Genomic DNA, 19,150 nt, shown 5'->3' with positions numbered 1-19,150 from the left:
TTGGCACTTTCTAGGGTACTGGAGGAGTGATGCGGGGTCTGCGCGCGTGTGTTTTGGGCCTGGCGCTGGTGTTGTGCTGCGCGTCCGGGGTGTTGGCAGAGGGCTTTGCCCTTAACGAATGGAGCGCCAGGGGCGTTTCCTTGGCTGGCGGCATGGTGGGGCGGGCCAACGACCCTTCGGCCCTGGCCTACAATGCGGCGGGCATCACCCAGTTGCCCGGCACCCAGGTCATGGGCGGCTTTGCCTTTATTGCGCCGTACGGCAGCATTGAAGCCGACATGCAGGACGGCAGCCGGCACACCACCTTTACCAAGCCGGCCATCTGGACCGCCCCCCACGCCTACCTGACCCAGCAGCTTAACGACCGGGTCTGGCTGGGGCTGGCGGCCTTTTCACGCTTCGGCCTGGGCAACAGCTTTTCCGGCAACTGGGACGGCCGCTACAGTGTGTACGACGTGGGCGTGCAGACCTTTTCCTTTGTGCCTACCCTGGCCGTAAAGCTCAACGACGTGTTTTCCGTTTCCGCCGGGGTGGAAGCCATGTACGCCCACATGTACATGGGCAACAAAATCCCCACAGTTACCCCCACCCTCGAAAAGTATGACAACGACATGCAGCTGGAAGGCACCGGCTGGGGCATGGGCGCGCAGTTCGGCCTGCACATGCGCCTCAGCGACCAGTGGTCTGTGGGCCTGAGCTACAAAAGCCAGGTGACCATGCGCCTGGACGGCGATGTGGAATTTGGCCGCCATGACCAGAACATGCTTGTCAAAATGGGCCAGCACCTGCCCGCCGCCAGGGATTGCTCGGCCAACACGACCTTACAGCTGCCCGACTCCGCCGCCCTGGGCATTGCCTACAAGCCCCTGGACAATCTGAGCTTTGAGGTGGGCGCGGTGTGGACGCGCTGGTCCACCTACAACGCCCTGAATATCTACATGGACAACGGGTACAGCTCCGTCAACAACAAGGAATGGCGGGACGGCTGGAACTTCAACGCCAGCGTGGAATACCGCCCCCTGGACTGGTGGACCCTGCGGGCCGGTTTCGCCTACGAAACGCCGGTGCTCAACGAAGACCACGCAGACTACATCATGCCCGTCAACGGCCGCCAGATGCTCAGCCTGGGCACGGGCTTTGCCTGGAACAACTGGACCCTGGATCTGGCCTACGCCCACTTCTGGATCAACAGTACGGACTACGACCGCACCGATGCAAGCGGCATTCGCAACCAGCTTTCCGGCATCAGCGGGGGGCAATCCAAAAATGTTGCGGCCAATGTCTATATGGTTTCACTGGCGTATGCCTTCTAGAGCATTTAACACTTGAAATGCTCGCTTACGGCAGGCAAAAGCCTGCCTTCTCGCATTTCGTGGCAAGGATTTTCAAGAAAATCCTTGCAGAGCAGTTAGCTCATTTCATTCGCTAACTGCTCTAGGCAGCTTCCTTTTGAGGATATGCCTGCTCAAAGTCTGCGACACGCGCATTCCGGCGCGTACCCGCGCACACGCATTGCGCGTAACCTGCGTGGCTGGCGTCTGCTTACGCAACCCCAGGGGCGGGCCTTTACCTGCGCCGCCGAACGGACGTCTGGAGCGGCGCTGCGCCGAGCCGCACCACGAACTATAGAAAAGCTATTGACATTTTCTAGTGGTTAGGCCAAAGTTAAAGCTGCCCTTGACATTTATAAGGGTTAGCACACAGGAGGACTGTCATGAAACGCATTATCGCCGCACTGGCGCTTGTATTGACCCTGGCCCTGCCGGGCATGGCCGCTGCCGAAGGTACGGGCATGTATCTGGCTCCCAAATTTCTTATGAGCATCCAGAGCACCGGCAACACGGAGCGCACAGACGCCCTGGCCGGCTCTGGCGTGGACAGCTACAGCCAGTTCACCCTGGGCGGCGCTTTTGCCCTGGGCTATGACTTCTGGCCCCAGCAGATGCTGCCCCTGCGCGCGGAAATTGAATTCGCCCTGCGCGGCAACAATGAAAAAACCTGGAGCGACGGCGGCCAGTACATCAACGAGGTGAAGGGCACCTGGAACAGCTCCACCCTCTTTGCCAACCTGTTCTGGGATTTCCACAACGACACGGCCTTCACCCCCTATGTGGGCGCCGGTCTGGGTATGGCCTTCAACTACGTGGGCTATGATTTCACCGACAACAACGGCAACAAGTTTTCCGCCGACGACCGCTTCACCAACTTCGCCTGGAATGTGGGCGCGGGCGTGGCCTACAATTTCAATGAAAACTTCGCCGTCGATGCTTCCTACCGCTTTGTGGGCCTGGGCTACAACGAAGTGAGCGCCACTTCCAACGGCCGTAAGTACGAAATCGGCAACCGTCCCTACAACAACGAATTTATGGTGGGCCTGCGCTTCGCGTTTTAAACCGCATACGGCACAAGCGCCTCTTGCTTAGCCCCGGTTCTTGCCGGGGCTTTTTTGTGCCCCAGCGCAGGGACTGCGGGAGAACTAACGTTTTTTATTGACATATAGATTATTGATTATATACTAAGCGTGTTTTTTTCATACCCTGTTCCAGCAAAGGAGGAAGAAAGATGCTCAAGAGGATGCTTCTTGTGGCGGGCCTGATGGTGGCCCTGGCCAGCCCGGCCCTGGCGGAAACCAACGGCGTGTATGTGGGGCTGAAATTCCTGGATTCCATCCAGAGCACGGGCTCTGTATCCAAAAGTTCAGGAATTTCCAGTGTCTTCGATGTGGACAACTATACCCAGAACACCGTGGGCGGCGGCATTTATGTGGGTTATGATTTTTACCCGCAGAACCAGGTGCCCGTGCGTACGGAAATTGAGTACGCCATCCGCACCAACAGCACCACCACCTGGGATCTGAACGACACCGCCAAGGTTGCGGTGAATAGTTTTGCAAAAAGCAAGGGAGCCGATACAGCCGACGCCAGTCTGAAGGGCGAATGGAACCTGCAGACCCTGTTCCTTAATGCCTACTGGGACTTCCACAACGACACGGCCTTCACCCCCTATATCGGCGGCGGCATCGGCCTGGGTTTTTTGCGCACCAAGTACGAGCTTGAGGTTGCGGCGTCAGCTCACGGGCAGACGGCTAGCATCAGCGACAGCTTTAGCGAGACCCACACCGTGTTCGCCTGGAACGCCGGGGCGGGCTGCTCCTACGCCTTCAACGAAAACTTCTCCGCCGACCTGGCCTACCGTTTTGTGGGTCTGAGCTACAGCGAAACAGAAAAAAACCTTTTGGGCAGTAAAGAAAAAATCGGCATGGCGCCCTACGCCAACGAATTCAGCCTGGGCCTGCGGTACACCTTCTAGCCGCACAGCCAGAAATCACTCCGGTGCGGTCCGCAGCATTGCTCTGCAGCATGGGGGCCGCACCGGGCCGTCCTGACCAAGAAAAAGTACCCCGGCCGGCGGCGCAACCTTCCTGCCGCAAAGGCCCCGCCCTGCGGCCTTGCCATACCGGCCGGGGTGCGCCTGTTTCTGTAGCCGCAGCCATTTTTGCGCTTTTCTTCCTTGGCTCCAAAATCAGCTTTGGGGTAAGGGAGTCATGCGCATCAGCATTTCTGTAACGACTATCCCTCTTCAAAAAAACGCGCCCCCACAGCTCAGGGCTTTGCCGGCTTGACGGGCAGCAGAGTCTTGTGAGGCCCGCGCATACGATAGACAAAATCCGCACGGGGCAGGTCCCCGCTGACCACCAGCAGGAGCAGAAGCCCGGCGGCAGGGTCTTCCCTGGCCAGGCCCAGCCCTGTGACGCCTTCCTGCGTAAAGGCAAATTCCCATTGACCGCTGGCCCGAAGTACAGGTTTGCCGCCGCCCAGGCGTTGGGCATTGGCGCGGGCGGCCTGCTCGGCTTCGCCGGGTTGGGCGGGCCCTGCAATAATCAGGGCCGAAGCCTTGTGGTCCTTTTGTCCCAACAAAACCTGCACCGCGTCCTGCAGCTTGACCGGCCCGCTGACCACCACCCAGTCGGGGGGCAGATCCAGACTGTAGTAGGGGGTGGTCAGGGGGGCGGCCCAGGCGGCCAGGGGCAACACTACGGTCAGAACCAGACTGCAGAACAGTTTTCGCCACATCTTCTTCTCCAGAGCCCGACGTCCGGCGGGCGCATTGTAGTACAGACAACAAAAGGGTTGCACAGCTATTGCGCCACAGCCCCAGGGATTATTCAGGGCCAGACAAAAGCCGTGGCAGCGCAAAATAATGCGCATGGCTCTATGTTCGCCGTTTGAACATACGCACAGCTACGGCCACAGCCACGGCGCTGATAAGAATGATCTTGCCCAGATGCGTCATGGCGGCCAGCACGGTAATATCCTTCAGAAACACCCCTTGCACAATGGCGGTAAAGTGACGCATGGGGTTGATCTGGCTGGCGTACTGCAGAAATACGGGCATATTGTTGATGGGCGTAACCGCGCCGGAAATAAGAATACAGGGCACGCCCACGGTAAAGGCCCCCAGAAAAGCCTGCTGTTGCGTGGCCGAAAGGGAGGAAACCATCAGCCCCATACCGCCGGAGGCCACGGCAAAGGCCAGCATGCCCAGGTACAGCAGCACCAGGGAGCCGGTAAAAGGCACGCCAAAGCCAAACACGGAAATGATCAGGAAAATGGTGCCGTGGGCCAGCCCCACCAGGCAACCGGGCACCAGTTTGGCCAGGGCGATTTCCGTGGCGGTGGCGGGCGAAACCAGCAGTTGGTCAAAGGTGCCCACCTCCCGCTCCCGCGCCACGGAAAGTCCCGTAACCACCAGCCCCAGCATAAAACTCAGCATGCCGATGAGGTTGGGCAGAAAAAACCACTGGAACTCCAGGTTAGGGTTGAACCAGCAGCGCACGCGCACGTCCAGGTCCGGGGCTGCGGCTTTGCGGGCTTCCTGGCCCAGGGGCGTATCCAGGGCCACGGGGCGCAGCAGCCGCTCCAGGTAGTAGGCGGCGATCTGCGCGGCGTTGGAGCGGCGGCCGTCCAGGATGGCCTGCACCGTGGCCGGTTCGCCCCTTTCAATGCGGCGGGAAAACTCCTGGTCAAAGACCAGGATGAACAGGGCCCGCTGCTGCTCCATGACCGGGCGGATGTGCGCCTCCCCTTCCAGAAAGCTCACACTGCGGAAGGTGGGCGAGCCCTGAATGCGGCGGACGATTTCCCGGCTCCAGCGGCCGTTGTCCTGGTTCAGCACGGCCACGTCCACATTGCGCACTTCCAGGGTGGCGGCCCAGCCAAAGGCCACGATCTGCAGCAGGGGCGGCACAATGATCAGGGTGCGGGAAACCCGGTTGCAAAACAGCACCAGCAGTTCCTTGCGCACAATGGTGAGCATGCGCCGCCAGTTGAGCCGGGGAAGGGAAAAGACGGCCATCTCACACGTCCAGGCGCTTGACCAGATTTTTGTAGACCAGCCCCAACAGCACAACGGCCAGCAGCCCCATAAAGGCCAGACTGGGCAGAAACACGGCCCACACGTCTCCGGTCAGGAAGAGCGTGCGCAGACAGGTGTTGAAGTAGCTGACGGGCAGAAGCCGGGTAAGAACGCGCAGGGCCAGGGGCATGCTGCTGATGTCAAACACAAAGCCGGAGAGCAGCAGCGCTGGCAGGAAGCCGGAAAACAGCCCGGCCTCGGCGGCCACCAGCTGCCCACGCAAGGTGACGGAAATGAACAGCCCCTGGCCCAGGGCACTGCACATGAAGACGGAAGACAGCAGCAGCAGCGCCGCTACGGAACCGCGAAAGGGCACAGCAAACAGGGTCACCGCCGCCACGGCGCAGAGGGCCATGCTGAACATGCCCATGCAGAAATAGGGAATGAGCTTGCCCAGCAAAAGCTGCATGCGGCTTACGGGCGTGGCGAACATGGCCTCCATGGTGCCGCGCTCCCACTCGCGGGCAAAAACCAGGGAGGTCAGCAGGGTGCCGATGAGGGTCATGATCACCGTAATGGCCCCCGGCACCAGAAACTGCACGCTCTTGGCCGCCGGATTATACCAGAAGCGCGGCTCCAGGCTGACGGGTGCGGCCGCGCCGCTGCCCAGGGTTGCGGCCTGCCAGGCTGTGATCAGGCCCTGACTGTAGCTCTGGATGTATTGGGCCGTGTTGGGCTCCGTGCCGTCCACCAGCACCTGCAGCACCCCAGTGCCGCCGCGCTCCAGGACGGCGTCGAAATCCTGGCGGATGACCAGCACGCCCTGCACTACAGAATCGCGCATGTACTCCGCAGCCGTGTCCATATCCCCCACCGGGCGGGTGGCAAACCAGGGGGAATGGGCAAAATCCGCCGCCAGGCTGAGGGCGTGGCGGCCGCCGCTCTGGTCCAGCACGGCCAGACGCAGCACGCCCGCGTCCAGGGTGATGCCGTAGCCGAACAAAAGCAGAAAGATGAAAGGCAGCACCCCGGCCACCAGATAGGAGGAAGGATCCCGCACTATCTGCTGAAATTCCTTGCCCACCAGGGCCATAAGCTGCTGTATCCACAAAGATTTTTTCATACTTTTCACCGTCAGCTCCGCAGCCCGCGCGCGGCCGCGCCGCCCTTTATTGGGGGTGCTCCTTGTCGTAACGCTCAATACTGGCGATAAAGGCCTCCTCCAGGGTCGGGTCCTGCAGGCCGGGGCAGGCGGCCTTAAGCGCGTCCGGCGTGCCCATGCTGATCATGGCCCCCCTGTAGATGAGGGCAATGCGGTCACAGTATTCGGCCTCCTCCATGAAGTGGGTGGTCACCAGCACCGAGGCTCCGGCGGCGGTCATAGCCGTGATATGCTTCCAGAAATCGCGGCGGGTGCGCGCGTCCACGCCGGAAGTGGGTTCGTCCAGAAAGAGCACCGGGGGCTGGTGCAGGGTAGCGCAAAGCAGGGCCAGCCGCTGCTTCTGCCCCAAGGGCAAAGCGCCCGTGCGGCTGTGCAGATAGTCCTCCAGCTCCAGGGCGCGGGCCAGCACGGGCAACAGGGCCTTGCGGCGCTCTCGGTCCAGACCGTAGAGCTCGGCAAAAATTTTGATGTTTTCCGCCACGGGTATGTCCGGATACAGCGAAAACTTCTGGGCCATGTAGCCCAGCCGCGAACGCGCCGCGCTGCCGGCGGTGAGCAGGTCCACGCCGTCCACGGCGCAGTCCCCGGAGGTGGGCCGCGACAGGCCGCAGAGCATGCGGAAGGTGGTAGATTTGCCCGCGCCGTTGGGACCCAGCAGGCCAAAAATTTCGCCCGCGCGTACGTCAAAGGTAATGTCCCGCGCGGCCACAAAGCTGCCGAAGCGCTTGGTCAGACGGCGGGCGGCGATGCGCGGCGCGGCGGCCGCCCCTGCGGTCCCGACGCTGTGGTCTTGCGGCGTCCCCGCGGCACGCGCGCCGCCAGTGGGGGCCGCGGGGCCTTCCGCCGTCGCGGCCGATGGCCGGGCGTAAGGCGAAGGTTGCTGGCTGATGCCGCCCAGAGCGCTCATGTAGGCGTCCTCCAGGCGCGGGGGCGCGGGCTCGCCGCCCTGGGCCAGCACTTCCTCACGCAGGGCCGGAGGCGCGTCAGCGGCCAACACCAGACGCAGACGGGCGCCCTGGATCAGCGCGTCCTCCACGCCCGGACGCATGCTCCATTGCGCCAAGGCCGTGCGGTGCAGCCCCGGCGGCGTCCGGAGCAGAAAAACCCGGCCGACAGTCCTGGCGGTGAGTTCCTCCGGCGGCCCGGCATAGAGCACGCCGCCACGGTCCAGCATGATGACGGTGGGGCAGCGCGCGGCCTCGTCCAGATAGGCCGTGGACCAGACTACGGTCATGCCGTCGCGGCTCAAATCCTGCACCATACGCCAGAGCTCCCGGCGGGACTGGGGGTCCACGCCCACGCCGGGTTCGTCCAGCAAAAGCAGGCGAGGCGCGCCCAGCAAGGCGCAGGCAATGCCCAGCTTCTGCTTCATGCCGCCGGAAAGCCGCCCGGCCAGCCGCTCCGTAAACGGGGCAAGGGCGGTAAAGTCCAGCAGCCGGGCAAAAAGCGCCTCCCGCGCTGCGCCGGTCAGGCCGCGCAGGCTGGCGTGCAGCCGCAAATTGGCCAGAACGGAAATATCCTCATACAGGCCGAAACGCTGGGGCATGTAGCCGATGCTGTTGGGCTGCGCCCGCAACAGGGCCTGCGGCTCCTGCCCGAAGATGCGCACGCTGCCGGCAGTGGGCGGCATGAGCCCGGCCAGAATGCGCATAAGGGTGGTCTTGCCCGCCGCGTCCGGCCCCACCAGGCCCGTAATGCGCCCGGCGGGCGCCACGGCGTTGATGCGGTCAAGGGCCGTCACGGCCTGCCGACCACGACCAAAGCGCATGGTCAGGCCCTCCAGGCGCACGGCAAAAACAGTGGAGGGAGAGACTGCGCCCGCCGCGGCAGTGGGGCCAGTGGCGTCTGCCATGCCCTTCGCATTAGGGGACGCGTCAACGGAGGGTTCCGGGCCAGCGGGATTCTCGGCCTCCGGCCGGGCGGGGGCCTCCCCACCCAACGGCATCTGCAATTTTGCGGCCGTCATGGCGCGGGGCTGTCCTCCAGCACCAGAGTCACGGGCATGCCCTGGCGCATGACGTTTTCCGGATCCTGCGCCTGCACGCGCAGGCGGTAAACCAGAGCTGTGCGCACCTCGCGCGTTTCCACTGTTTTAGGCGTAAATTCCGCCGTAGGGGCGATAAAGCCCACCCGACCGGAAAAGACCTTGCCCGGCGCGGCGTCCACATAAATCTTCACGGCCATGCCCGGTTTGACGCGGCCCAGGTTGGGTTCGTCCACATAGGCGCGCAGCCAGACGGGGTCCGTGAGCGTAAGGGTGTAGACGGTCTGCCCAGCCTGCACAATAGCCCCGGCCTCGCGCGCGCGGGTGAGCACAATGCCCTTTTGCGGGGCAACCAGCTGCGCGTCGCGCAGCTGAATCTGCGCGTGCTCCAGAGAGGCTGCTGCCGCGTCCACCGCCGCTTTCTGGGCCAGCACGTCTTCTTCACGATATCCGGAAAGCAACATGTCCAGCTGGTCCTGGGCCGAACGCAGGCGGGCGCGGGCCTGCTTGTCCCCGGCGCGGGCGTTATCCAGCTCTTTCTGTGAAATGGCGTTGGACGCGCGCATGGCTGTTACGCGCTTGAGGTTGATGGCGGCGTTTTCGGCCACAGCCGTGGCCGCGCTGACATCAGCTTTGGCCTGGGCGATTTCCTCCACCCGGTAGCCGCGCTCCAGACGCGCCAGGGCGGCCTGCTGCTGGGCCAGCACGGCGGCGGCCTGATCGCGCTGCTGCGTGAGCAGGTCCACATCCAGACGCGCCAAAGGCTGGCCCGGCGTCACGGCGTCGCCCTCGTCCACCAGCACAGCCGCAATGCGCCCGCCCACGCGAAAGGCCAGATCCACCTGCCGGATATCCACATTGCCGTAAAGGGTCAGCGGGCCTTGGTCGCGCTGGTCCCACCAGCGCCAAAGCAAAAAGGCCGCCACCAGAAGGACGGCCCCCACGGCCGCAAGGCCGAACGTTTTACGGGAAATAGCCATACGCCTCCCCCACCCCATCGGCGGGGCGGTTTGCGCCGCATTGCGTCACAACGGCACGGATGTAACCGACTGCGCCGCCGGGATGTTCAAAACCCCTGGACAGCCAGGCCGCCCGGACGCTCCGGACGCAAAAACCCGGCCATACCTGAAGCATAGCCGGGTGCAGAGGGCTTGTCCAGCAGGCGGGGTCAAGCAGCCCCCCCCGCGACGGAAGCGCCGCAAGGCTCAGCCGTCCGTACCGGGGCCGCCGGCGGCAAGCGCGCCGTACTGCGGCGCAAAGGGCAGATAGTCCGCAGGCATATCATCCTTGAGATGCACGCCCGTGAAGCCGCGCGCAAAAGCCCCCTGCACCAGGTAGCAGAGCTTGCGCACGCCCTCTTCCATGCTCAAGCCGCCGGGGCGCACGTTGGAGATGCAGTTGCGGGCTTCATCCGTACAGCCGGGAAAGGGCGCATAGGTCAGATACACACCCAGAGAATTGGGCGAACTGAGGCCGGGGCGCTCGCCGATAAGAATGACCACCAGGCGGGCCCGCAACAGAGAGGCCACCTCGTCGGCCACGGCTACCCGTCCATAGCGCACCAGGACTACAGGGGCGGCGCGCAGACCGGCGGCCCGCACGCGCTCCAGAAAAGCCACGGCAAAAGGGGCCGCGTTTTCGTGCACAGCACGGGCCGAAAGCCCGTCGCTGATAACCACGCTTACGTCCGCCCCGGCCACGCCCGGCGTTGCCGCAAACCGCCCCAGCTCCGCGTAAGCGGCCTCGCTCAGGCGACGGCCCTTGTCCGGCCGGGTCAGAAACTCATCCTTGTGGCGGGCGGCACTGGCCAGCTCCAGACAGCGCAGCCCGGCGGCTTCCAGATCCGCGCGCACGGCGGCCGCGTCAAAGGACGTGAGCACCGCGTCCCGCGCCTGGGCATGGGCCAGGCGGAAGCGCAGCCACTGGTCGTGGGGCAGGCTCACGCCACAGCGGCCCAGAGCGATGCGGGCGTCAGTGTAGCCACGCAGTTCACCCCAGGGATCAGCCCTCACGGGAGGGTTGGGACACGAAGACCGGGGCCGTGACATCTCAAATGCCCTCTTCTGCCGCGCTCACCTGCTTTTCCAAAGCCAGCAGGGCCCCGTCGGGAGGCAGCAGTTCTCCCTGCGGGCCGTGAATGCCCATACCTTCCAGCCAGGCCTCGAACTCCGGCGCCGGGCGCTTATGCAAGAGCTTACGCAGGTAAGCGGCGTCGTGGAAGGAAGTAGACTGATAGTTGAGCATAATGTCGTCCGCGCCCGGTATGCCCATGATGAAATTGCAGCCCGCCGCGCCCAACAGGGTCAACAGGGTGTCCATGTCGTCCTGGTCGGCCTCTGCGTGGTTGGTATAGCAGATGTCCACGCCCATGGGCAGGCCCAGCAGTTTGCCGCAGCAGTGGTCCTCCAGACCCGCGCGGATAATCTGCTTGCCATTATAGAGGTATTCCGGCCCGATAAAGCCCACCACCGTGTTCACCAGCAGGGGGCGGTAGCGACGGGCCACGGCGTAGGCGCGGCATTCTATGGTTTGCTGGTCCACGCCATAGTGGGCGTTGGCGGAAAGAGCGCTGCCCTGCCCGGTTTCAAAATACATAACGTTGTCGCCCACTGTGCCGCGCCCCAGATCCAGCGTGGCCTGCCAGGCCTCGTCCAGTAGGGCCAAATTGATGCCAAAGCTGGCGTTGGCTTTTTCCGTACCCGCAATGGACTGAAAGCAGAGGTCCACGGGCACGCCGCGGTTGATGAGCTCCAGCGTGTTGGTCACATGGGTGAGTATGCAGCTTTGGGTGGGGATTTCATAACGTCGGATGAGCCCGTCCAGCAGATAGTTGAGGCGGGCTATGTTTTCCAGGCTGTCCGAGGCGGGGTTGATGCCGATGACCGCATCGCCCGAACCGTAGTACAGGCCGTCAATGGTAGAGGCCAGGATGCCGCGGGCGTCGTCCGTGGGGTGGTTGGGCTGCAGCCTGACCGAAAAATGGCCGGGCAGGCCGATGGTATCCCGAAAGCGGCTGACCACCCGGCATTTGGAGGCCGCCAGAATCAAATCCTGCACGCGCATGAGCTTGCTGGCCGCCGCCGCCATTTCGGGCGTGAGGCCGGGGGCCAGGGCCGCCAGGCTTGCCGCGTCCGCCGCGTCGGTAAGCAGCCAGTCGCGCAGATCCCCTACCGTGAAGGAACTGACCGGTGCAAAGGCTGCGGCGTCGTGGCCGTCCAGAATCAGACGGGTGATTTCGTCCTCCTCGTAGGGCACCACCGGCTCTTCCAGAAAGCGCTTGAGGGGCGTTTCGGCCAGGGCCATCTGAGCGCGCACGCGCTCTTCGTCGTTGTCGGCAGCTACCCCGGCCAGGATGTCGCCCGAACGCAGGGGCGACGCCTTGGCCAGCAGCTCGCGTAAAGAAGTGCGGCTGTCCATTCCGGCCGCCTACTTGAAAGCCCTGGTCAGATACATGGCGATGTCGGGAAAGATCATGACCAGGATAAGGCTCAGCAGCAAAAGGGAAACCACGGGCAGAATGGAGGCGTAGATGTCGTTCATGGTTACGCCCTTGGGGGCCATGGCCTTCATAAGAAAGAGATTGTAGCCCAGAGGAGGCGTCATGTAGGCAATCTGGCAGGTGATGGTGTAGAGCACGCCGTACCAGATGGGGTCAAAGCCCAGGGCCTTGACCAGGGGAATATACAGCGGGGCCACAATGATAAGCATGGCGGTATCGTCCAGAAACATGCCCAGAATCAGAAAGGATATCTGCATGACGATGAGCACGCCCCAGGGGCTCAGGTGCCAGCCGTCAAGAAACAGCGTCTTGATGGCGTGCACAGCGCCCAGACCGTCAAACACGGAGCTGAAGCAGAGTGCGCCCATGATGATCCACATGAACATGCAGCTCACGCTCAGGGTCTGCACCAGCGCCACGTTCATCACCTTGCGGGTCAGCCGCTTTTTGAAATAGGCAGCCAGCGTGGCCACCAGCGCGCCTACGGCGGAGCTTTCCACCAGGCTGGCCATGCCCGTGAGGAAGGAACCCGTCACGGCCACGATGATGACCAGAGGCAGCAGCCCTGCCCGCAGCAGACGACGCCTTTCTTCCGGACTGATGGACGCCAGCTCCTCCTTGGAAAGGGCCGGAGCCAGGGCCGGATTGAGCTTGCAGCGGATGACGATGTAGAGCGTGAGCATGGCGGCCAGCAGCAGGGCCGGGCCAATGCCGGCTATCCACAGCGTGCTCACGGGCTGGCGGGCGATCATGCCGTAGAGCACCAGCACCACGCTGGGCGGCATCATAAGACCAATGCTGCTGCCCGCCTGGATAATGCCCGTGACCATGCGCTTGTCATAGCCGCGTTTGAGCATCTCCGGCATGGCGATGCTGGCCCCGATGGCAAGCCCGGCCACACTCAGGCCGTTCATGGCCGAAACCGCCACCATCAGACCCACGGTGCCCAGGGCCAGACCGCCGGGCAGGGGGCCCATCCAGACGTGGAACATGCGGTAAAGGTCATTGGCTATGCCTGATTCAGACAGCACATAGCCCATGTAGATGAACAGGGGCAGGGAAATCATGGGAAACCACTTCATGAGCGTGATGCTGGCGTTGAAGGCCATCTGCGAGCCGCCCGTGCCCCACAAAAAAGCCGCCGCCACGGCCCCCACAAAGCCGATGGCCGCAAAAACGCGCTGCCCGGTGAGCATGAGCAGCCCCATGGATGCAAACAGCAGCAGGGCCGTGGTCTCATGCGAAAGGGTAAAGGTAAAATCCAGCATTGTTGTTGCGTCCTTTACGGCTTATCCTGAGCCGATTGCTGTTGCTTTTCCGTGGTACCCTGCAGCTCTTCCAGGTTGCCTTCCACAATAAGCCGCTCAGGAATATTTTCTTCGATAATCAGCCCACGGGAGCGCGCCAGCGCCTTAAAAAATTCTGAGAAGGCCTGCAGTAAAGTCAAAGCTATGCCTGTGCCCATGATGATCTTGATAGGCGCCAGGGGCGGCGCCCAGGCCGTGTTGTTGTGCTGGCTGAATTCTATGGAATACCAGGTGCTTGAAAGGCATCCATAGAGCAAAAACCCCAAATATACGATGAGAAAGACAGACGTGCATACGTCAGCTTTGGCCTGGTTGCGCCAGTTCCAGCGCGCATAAAATACGTCCAGACGCACATGGGCGTTGACCAGGAGGGCGAAACCGCCGCCAAGAATATAGTAGGCCACCATGCAGAACTGCGCCATTTCCACCCCCCAGATGACCGGAGAATCAAGAAAATAGCGGGAAAAGGCCGAATAAAGTAAAATTCCCATCATGACGAAGATGATATACAGCACGCAACGGCCCACGAGGCGGTTTACGGCATCAACGTAGCGGACGTATAGTTTGATGAAGCCTGGCATGGAATTCTCTTTTTCTGGTGAAACAGTTGCGTGTCAGTGCGCCGCGGGGCCGGCCGGACCGAGCCTCGCGGCGCATCCTGTCAGTAACGGTACGGACGTCCCGCCTTGGTCATGTCTGCATTGTATTTTTTGAGAATCTCCACCACCTTAGCGCAACGGGGACTTTTTTTGGCCGTTTCGTCCCAGAACTTGTGGGCGGCCTCTTCCACCTTGGCCCATTCGGCGTCGGGAATGGAGGTCAGCTCCATCTTGCCGCCGTTGACGCGGTAGTGCGCCTCGCCCCACCAGTACCAGTGCTGCCGATAGTAGTGTGAGCTGTCGCAGGTGAGATTGAAGAGCGTCTTGAGGTGCTCCGGCAGTTCCGCCCACTTTTTGCTGTTGGCAAAGTAGGAGCCGATCCACGCGCCGCAGATGTTGTTGGTGAGGTAGTATTTGCACTGCTCGGCCCAGCCGGAGGTGTAGTCTTCCGTAATGCCCGACCAGCACACGCCGTCCAGCTCGCCCGTCTGCAGGGCTACCTGAATGTCTTCCCAAGGCAGGCTCACGGGCACCACGCCAAACTGGCTCATGAACTTGCCGCCCGTGGGGAAGGAAAACACCCGCTTCCCCTTGAGGTCGCCCAGACTGCGGATGGGCTTGGTGGTGGCGAAGTTGCAGGGGTCCCAGGAGCCTGCGCCCAGCCATTCCACGCCCCGGATCTCGGCGTAGGCTTCTTTCCAGATCTTGTTCAGGCCCCAGTGCTCAAACAACGCGGGCACGTCCAGCGAATAGCGGGTGGCAAAGGGAAAATACGCGCCAAAGATAGCCACGTCCGCCGGAGAGGACATGGAATCTTCGTCGCACTGGGCGGCGTCGATGGTGCCGTTCTGCACGGCGCGGAACAATTCGCTAGTGGGCACCAGCTGGTCGGAAGTGTAGAGCTCAATGACCATTTCCCCGTTGGCGGCCTTGTTAAAGGCGTCAATCTGGGGTTTGATGACGTGCTCGGCCAACGCGGCCCCGGCATAGGTCTGCATGCGCCACTTGATGGGCGCCTTGGCGGCCCGGCTTTCTACGGCCTGCAGCACGCCCGTGGAGGCGGCCACGGCCGCCGTGGCCCCCATACCCGCCTTACGCAAAAATTCCCTTCGTTGCATGTCACCCTCCTTGGGGCAAGCTGAGGTACAAAAAAAGGCCGCATGACCTGCGGCCCAAGCAACCCCTAAGGGCTGCAACAGCACTGCGCCATTCTCTTTCCTTCCCCTTAAGCAAGCACAGTGCCAACACGGGAATGGCCCCGACTTTTTCTGTATAATATTAAAATAATTTATTTTTATTTTTTGCTACTCCTGTTTTCCGGCCATCTCGTCCCCCACTGCAACACAAATTTAGCTCACACACAGGCTGCGGCACGCTTTTTTGTGACAATCAAGGCCCAACTACGGCGCTAATTTTTTATAATATCGATTAATTATTTACTATTTTTAAATATATCATATAAAACAAAATTGTTTCATAGGATGTACAAAAAAACCCCGCAGTGCGGGGCTTCAAAAAAAAGCTGCCTTTGCGGCAGGATGCCGCAGCAATCAAAACAGACAATCCAAAAATGTTTCCAGGTCCACCCCCTGCAGGTAAGCGTTGAGGTCCACGGAGCTCAGACGCTGGGCCAGCTCGGCCCGGTCGTGCTGGCAACCCACAATCAGGGCCTCCAGCTCGCCCACGTCCCGCACGCCGAAATAGTCGCCAAACAGGCGCAGGCCCGTAATGCGGCCGCCCTGCACGTCCATGCGCACGTCCAGCACGCCGCCGGGCGTGCGGGTGGCCTGACTGAAGCCGTAGTCGGGCGAATAGCCGAAATTCCAGTCCCAGGAGCGGTATTTTTCCGCCGCCAGCGCCGTGATGGCCGCTGTTTCTTCCCCGGTCAGGCTGGTGTCCGCCGCCGGACTGTCGCCGGTCATATAGCGCAGCAGGTAAGCGGTAAAATCTTCAATGCCCATGGGTTGCGGCAAAAAATCGGCAATATTGCCCACCCGGCTGCGCACGCTTTTCACGGCCTTGTCGCTGTATTTGGCCGCGCCAGGTTTGAGCGCGCCTGAGATATCCTCAATATTAGAGGCGAACAGCAGCGTGCCGTGGTGCAGCACCCTGTCCTTGTGCACGTGCTGGGCGTTGCCGGAAATTTTCTTGTCCTGAACGACCATATCGTTGCGGCCATTGAACTGGCAGGGCACGCCCAGGGCGTTGAGCGCCGCCACCATGGGCGCGGCGAAACGCTGGAAATCCAACTGACTGACCAGGTTGTTCAAACTGATGAACGTAAAATTAAGGTTGCCCAGGTCGTGAAATACTGCCCCGCCGCCCGTAAGACGGCGTACCACAGGGATGTGCCGCTCCAGCACGAAGGTCTGGTTGATTTCAGCCAGGGTGTTCTGGTTGCGCCCCACAATGACGGACGTATCATTGCGCCAAAGCATAAAGATATCCGTACTGGTATGGTGCAGCAGCCAGTCTTCGGCGGCCAGATTGAAAGCGGGGTCTACGGAAGGATTGTACAGAATGCGCATGCGACTCCTCAGCTCACGCAGGTTACCTTTGCAGCGGGGCAGACCAGGGCCATGAGAGGCCCGCCCAACGCTTGACGGCGCGCCGCGGAACGCCTTTTGGCGGTCTGACGGCGGACAATTACGGCGCGGCAGCCCGCGCCCGCCGACATGACATACACCAGAAGGCCCGGCTTTGTCAGCCGGGCCTGCATGGTCAGTCGCGATAAGGCCCCTGTCGGGCACAGAGGGCAGAGATCAGATCTCGGCTTCGGGAATGCCCAGAGCCTTGGCCACGCCTGCGCCGTAGGCCGGGTCCGCCTTGGCACAGTGGTGGATGTGGCGCAGCTGAATATCCTTGGGCACGCCCGCCATGGCGCGGGCCGTATTGCCAAACAGGGCCTCCTGCTGCTCCGGAGTCATGAGCCTGAAGAGCTTGCCGGGCTGTTCAAAATAATCTGCGTCGTCGCAGGGGAAGGGCCAGTGGTCGGCATCACCCTCAATGTTCAGGGGCGGCTCAGCCGCCTGCGGGTTTTCCTGCCACACGCCGTGGCTGTTGGGTTCGTAGTTGGTCAGGCCGCCATAGTTGCCGTCCACCCGCATTTGTCCGTCGCGGTGATAACTGTGGAAAGGGCAACGCGCCCGGTTCACCGGAATAAGATGATGGTTCACGCCCAGGCGGTAGCGCTGTGCATCGCCGTAGGAGAAAAGGCGACCCTGCAGCATTTTGTCCGGCGAAAAGCCGATGCCCGGCACCACATTGGCGGGGTTAAAGGCGGCCTGCTCCACTTCGGCGAAGTAGTTTTCCGGATTGCGGTTGAGCTCCAGCACGCCCACTTCCAGCATGGGGCAGTCTTTGTGGTACCAGACCTTGGTGAGGTCAAAGGGATGGTAGGGCAATTTGGCGGCGTCCGCCTCAGGCATGACCTGCACAAACATGGTCCAGCGGGGGAAATCCCCCTTCTCTATATGCTCAAAAAGGTCGCGCTGGTGGCTGTCGCGATCGCGGCCCACCAGCTCCTGTGCCTCGGCATCCGTAAGATTTTTGATGCCTTGCTGCGTTTTGAAGTGGAATTTGACCCAGAAGCGTTCGTTCTGAGCGTTGATGCAACTGAAGGTATGGCTGCCGAAACCGTGCATGTGGCGGTAGGAAGCGGGAATGCCCCTGTCGCTCATGACCACGGTCACCTGGTGCAGCGCCTCCGGCAGCAAGGTCCAGAAGTCCCAGTTGTCCGTATTACTGTGCATGTTGGTGTGCGGATTGCGCTTGACCACATGGTTGAGGTCGGGAAATTTCAGCGGGTCACGCAAAAAGAACACGGGGGTATTGTTGCCCACCAGGTCCCAGTTGCCTTCCTCCGTATAAAATTTAAGGGCAAAGCCGCGGATGTCGCGTTCGGCATCGGCCGCGCCGCGCTCGCCGGCCACTGTGGAAAAGCGGGCAAAGAGCTCGGTTTTTTTGCCCACCTGGGCGAACATGGCGGCACGGGTGTAGCGGGAGATGTCGTGCGTGACAGTAAACGTGCCGTAGGCGCCGGAACCCTTGGCGTGCATGCGTCGTTCCGGGATGACCTCACGGTCGAAATGGGCCAGTTTTTCCAGAAACCAGACGTCCTGCAACAGCATGGGGCCGCGCGGGCCGGCTGTGAGCACCCGGTTGTTGTCCGCTACGGGGGCGCCGGCGTTGGTGGTGAGTTTGGGATCTTGCGGCATGGCTCGTCTCCTTGGGTTAAAGGTTATTCCAAGGGAAGGCGGCTCGTGCGCCCTCATCTGAGCACACTATGGCATGGGCAAATTTTTTTGTAAATAGTAATTATTATCATATTATAAAAAACAAAAAGTATTTTATAACTATACTATATTATTAATGTTTTTATTAATTTCTTTGAAAAATTGCGGTTCCGCTGTTGATAGGGATACGCACAGCTGAAAACGCAAGGGCAAGGTGAAAAGCTCTAGTTCTGTACGGGGACAGGTTTACGACTGCGTTGAATGGGCTTGCCGAGGCCCATGCTTTCTGCGGTGTGCACCACTTCGGCGGCCCTGGCCTGGTCGCCGCGCAACAGAACCAGCACCACATAGAGTTTGCCGGATCGTTCCATGCGGGTACGCAGCCCCCGGCCTTCCAGGCGCTGGCGCAGGCCGTCCACACTGTCCGCATCCTTGAAAGCGCCCACCTGAAAGACATAGTCGGACATGGCGCCGGGAGTGGGCTGGGCAGACGCCGCAAAGGCCGCAGGCGCCGGAGAGGTCGCCTGCACGGCAGCCGCGCCCTGCCCCGTGCCGCCGGGGGCGGCTGTCTGTGCGGCCGTCTGGCCGGGAGCAGACTCTCGCCCCGCGCTTTTGGGACCAGCGGGCACAACGGCCTGAGCGGCGGCAGCCGCCACCGGGGCCGTTTTGGCCGGGGGCAGGCTCTCGCCCCGCAGCACACGGGCAAAGCGCAGATCTTCCGGAGCCAGAATGCCCTGCCCCGCCCCCTGTTCTGCATCGGCCTGCTTTGCATCCTTGTCACCGGCGGCAGCGTCCTCCGGGGCCGCTTGCCGCGCCGCCTGCGCCTGGAGGGCCTGGCTGCGCCAGGAGGCCCTGCCGCTCATGACCCCGCCCAGATAGGCCAGCACCACCGCCGCCGCCAGCAAAAAACAGGCGGCCACCACAGCTGCAGGGCGCAGACAGAAACAGGCTTTGGATTCGGCGTCAGAGTTTCGGGACTGAAGAACGACCTGAGGCATGATTTCTCCTG

General features: G+C 61.8%; 16 protein-coding genes. 3 read left to right on the top strand and 13 right to left on the bottom strand.

All coding sequences use genetic code 11. From position 1 onward, the window contains the following. The first annotated feature begins 29 nt into the window (after positions 1–29). The 3 genes from EB812_RS03205 to EB812_RS03195 all read left to right on the top strand — a co-directional run bounded on the left by EB812_RS03205 (position 30) and on the right by EB812_RS03195 (position 3,309). Complete coding sequence (locus tag EB812_RS03205) at positions 30–1,313, top strand: OmpP1/FadL family transporter (protein WP_118229772.1); 1,284 nt, start codon at positions 30–32, stop codon at positions 1,311–1,313. 401 nt (positions 1,314–1,714) lie between these two features. Further along, entirely contained in the window at positions 1,715–2,392 is a 678-nt protein-coding gene (locus tag EB812_RS03200; protein ID WP_118229773.1) for an outer membrane protein, read from the top strand. 170 nt (positions 2,393–2,562) lie between these two features. Then, positions 2,563–3,309: an outer membrane protein gene (locus tag EB812_RS03195; RefSeq protein WP_130957823.1), complete on the top strand. Its 747-nt coding sequence runs from the start codon at positions 2,563–2,565 to the stop codon at positions 3,307–3,309. Positions 3,310–3,602: 293 nt separating this feature from the next. On the opposite strand, the gene EB812_RS03190 is transcribed toward EB812_RS03195, so the two are convergent. The 13 genes from EB812_RS03190 to EB812_RS03130 all read right to left on the bottom strand — a co-directional run bounded on the left by EB812_RS03190 (position 3,603) and on the right by EB812_RS03130 (position 19,139). After that, positions 3,603–4,073, bottom strand: a complete 471-nt coding sequence (locus tag EB812_RS03190) for a hypothetical protein (protein ID WP_130957822.1) — start codon at positions 4,071–4,073, stop codon at positions 3,603–3,605. Between the two features lie 139 nt (positions 4,074–4,212). Then, entirely contained in the window at positions 4,213–5,355 is a 1,143-nt protein-coding gene (locus EB812_RS03185; protein ID WP_118229775.1) for an ABC transporter permease, read from the bottom strand. Position 5,356: 1 nt separating this feature from the next. After that, entirely contained in the window at positions 5,357–6,478 is a 1,122-nt protein-coding gene (locus EB812_RS03180) for an ABC transporter permease (protein ID WP_130957821.1), read from the bottom strand. Positions 6,479–6,524: 46 nt separating this feature from the next. Further along, positions 6,525–8,369: an ATP-binding cassette domain-containing protein gene (locus EB812_RS03175; protein WP_118229777.1), complete on the bottom strand. Its 1,845-nt coding sequence runs from the start codon at positions 8,367–8,369 to the stop codon at positions 6,525–6,527. 110 nt (positions 8,370–8,479) lie between these two features. Further along, entirely contained in the window at positions 8,480–9,481 is a 1,002-nt protein-coding gene (gene hlyD / locus EB812_RS03170) for a secretion protein HlyD (protein ID WP_130957820.1), read from the bottom strand. A gap of 225 nt (positions 9,482–9,706) precedes the next feature. After that, on the bottom strand, positions 9,707–10,513 hold the full coding sequence (eutC, locus tag EB812_RS03165) for an ethanolamine ammonia-lyase subunit EutC (RefSeq protein WP_242621176.1): 807 nt from the start codon (positions 10,511–10,513) through the stop codon (positions 9,707–9,709). A 37-nt stretch (positions 10,514–10,550) separates the two neighbouring features. Then, the gene (locus tag EB812_RS03160) at positions 10,551–11,918 is read right to left on the bottom strand and encodes an ethanolamine ammonia-lyase subunit EutB (RefSeq protein ID WP_118229780.1); all 1,368 of its coding nucleotides are present in this window, start codon (positions 11,916–11,918) and stop codon (positions 10,551–10,553) included. Between the two features lie 9 nt (positions 11,919–11,927). Then, entirely contained in the window at positions 11,928–13,268 is a 1,341-nt protein-coding gene (locus EB812_RS03155; RefSeq protein ID WP_118229781.1) for a TRAP transporter large permease, read from the bottom strand. A 14-nt stretch (positions 13,269–13,282) separates the two neighbouring features. Continuing rightward, positions 13,283–13,888, bottom strand: a complete 606-nt coding sequence (locus EB812_RS03150) for a TRAP transporter small permease subunit (protein ID WP_118229782.1) — start codon at positions 13,886–13,888, stop codon at positions 13,283–13,285. A gap of 80 nt (positions 13,889–13,968) precedes the next feature. Continuing rightward, the gene (locus EB812_RS03145) at positions 13,969–15,024 is read right to left on the bottom strand and encodes a TRAP transporter substrate-binding protein (protein ID WP_118229783.1); all 1,056 of its coding nucleotides are present in this window, start codon (positions 15,022–15,024) and stop codon (positions 13,969–13,971) included. A gap of 432 nt (positions 15,025–15,456) precedes the next feature. Further along, positions 15,457–16,434 (bottom strand): lipoate--protein ligase, encoded by a 978-nt coding sequence (lplA, locus tag EB812_RS03140; protein WP_118229784.1) that lies wholly within the window; start codon positions 16,432–16,434, stop codon positions 15,457–15,459. A gap of 234 nt (positions 16,435–16,668) precedes the next feature. Continuing rightward, positions 16,669–18,123, bottom strand: a complete 1,455-nt coding sequence (locus EB812_RS03135; protein ID WP_118229786.1) for a catalase — start codon at positions 18,121–18,123, stop codon at positions 16,669–16,671. A 242-nt stretch (positions 18,124–18,365) separates the two neighbouring features. Further along, positions 18,366–19,139 carry an SPOR domain-containing protein gene (locus tag EB812_RS03130; protein ID WP_118229787.1) on the bottom strand — a complete coding sequence of 258 codons (774 nt, stop codon included), beginning with the start codon at positions 19,137–19,139 and terminating at the stop codon, positions 18,366–18,368. Between the last annotated feature and the right edge of the window lie 11 nt (positions 19,140–19,150).

Origin of the sequence: Desulfovibrio legallii, assembly GCF_004309735.1 — a bacterium.
GTDB classification, from domain to species: Bacteria; Desulfobacterota; Desulfovibrionia; order Desulfovibrionales; family Desulfovibrionaceae; genus Desulfovibrio; species Desulfovibrio legallii.
The sequence above is the reverse complement of the archived record's forward strand: the minus strand, read 5'-3'. Positions and strand labels throughout refer to the sequence as shown.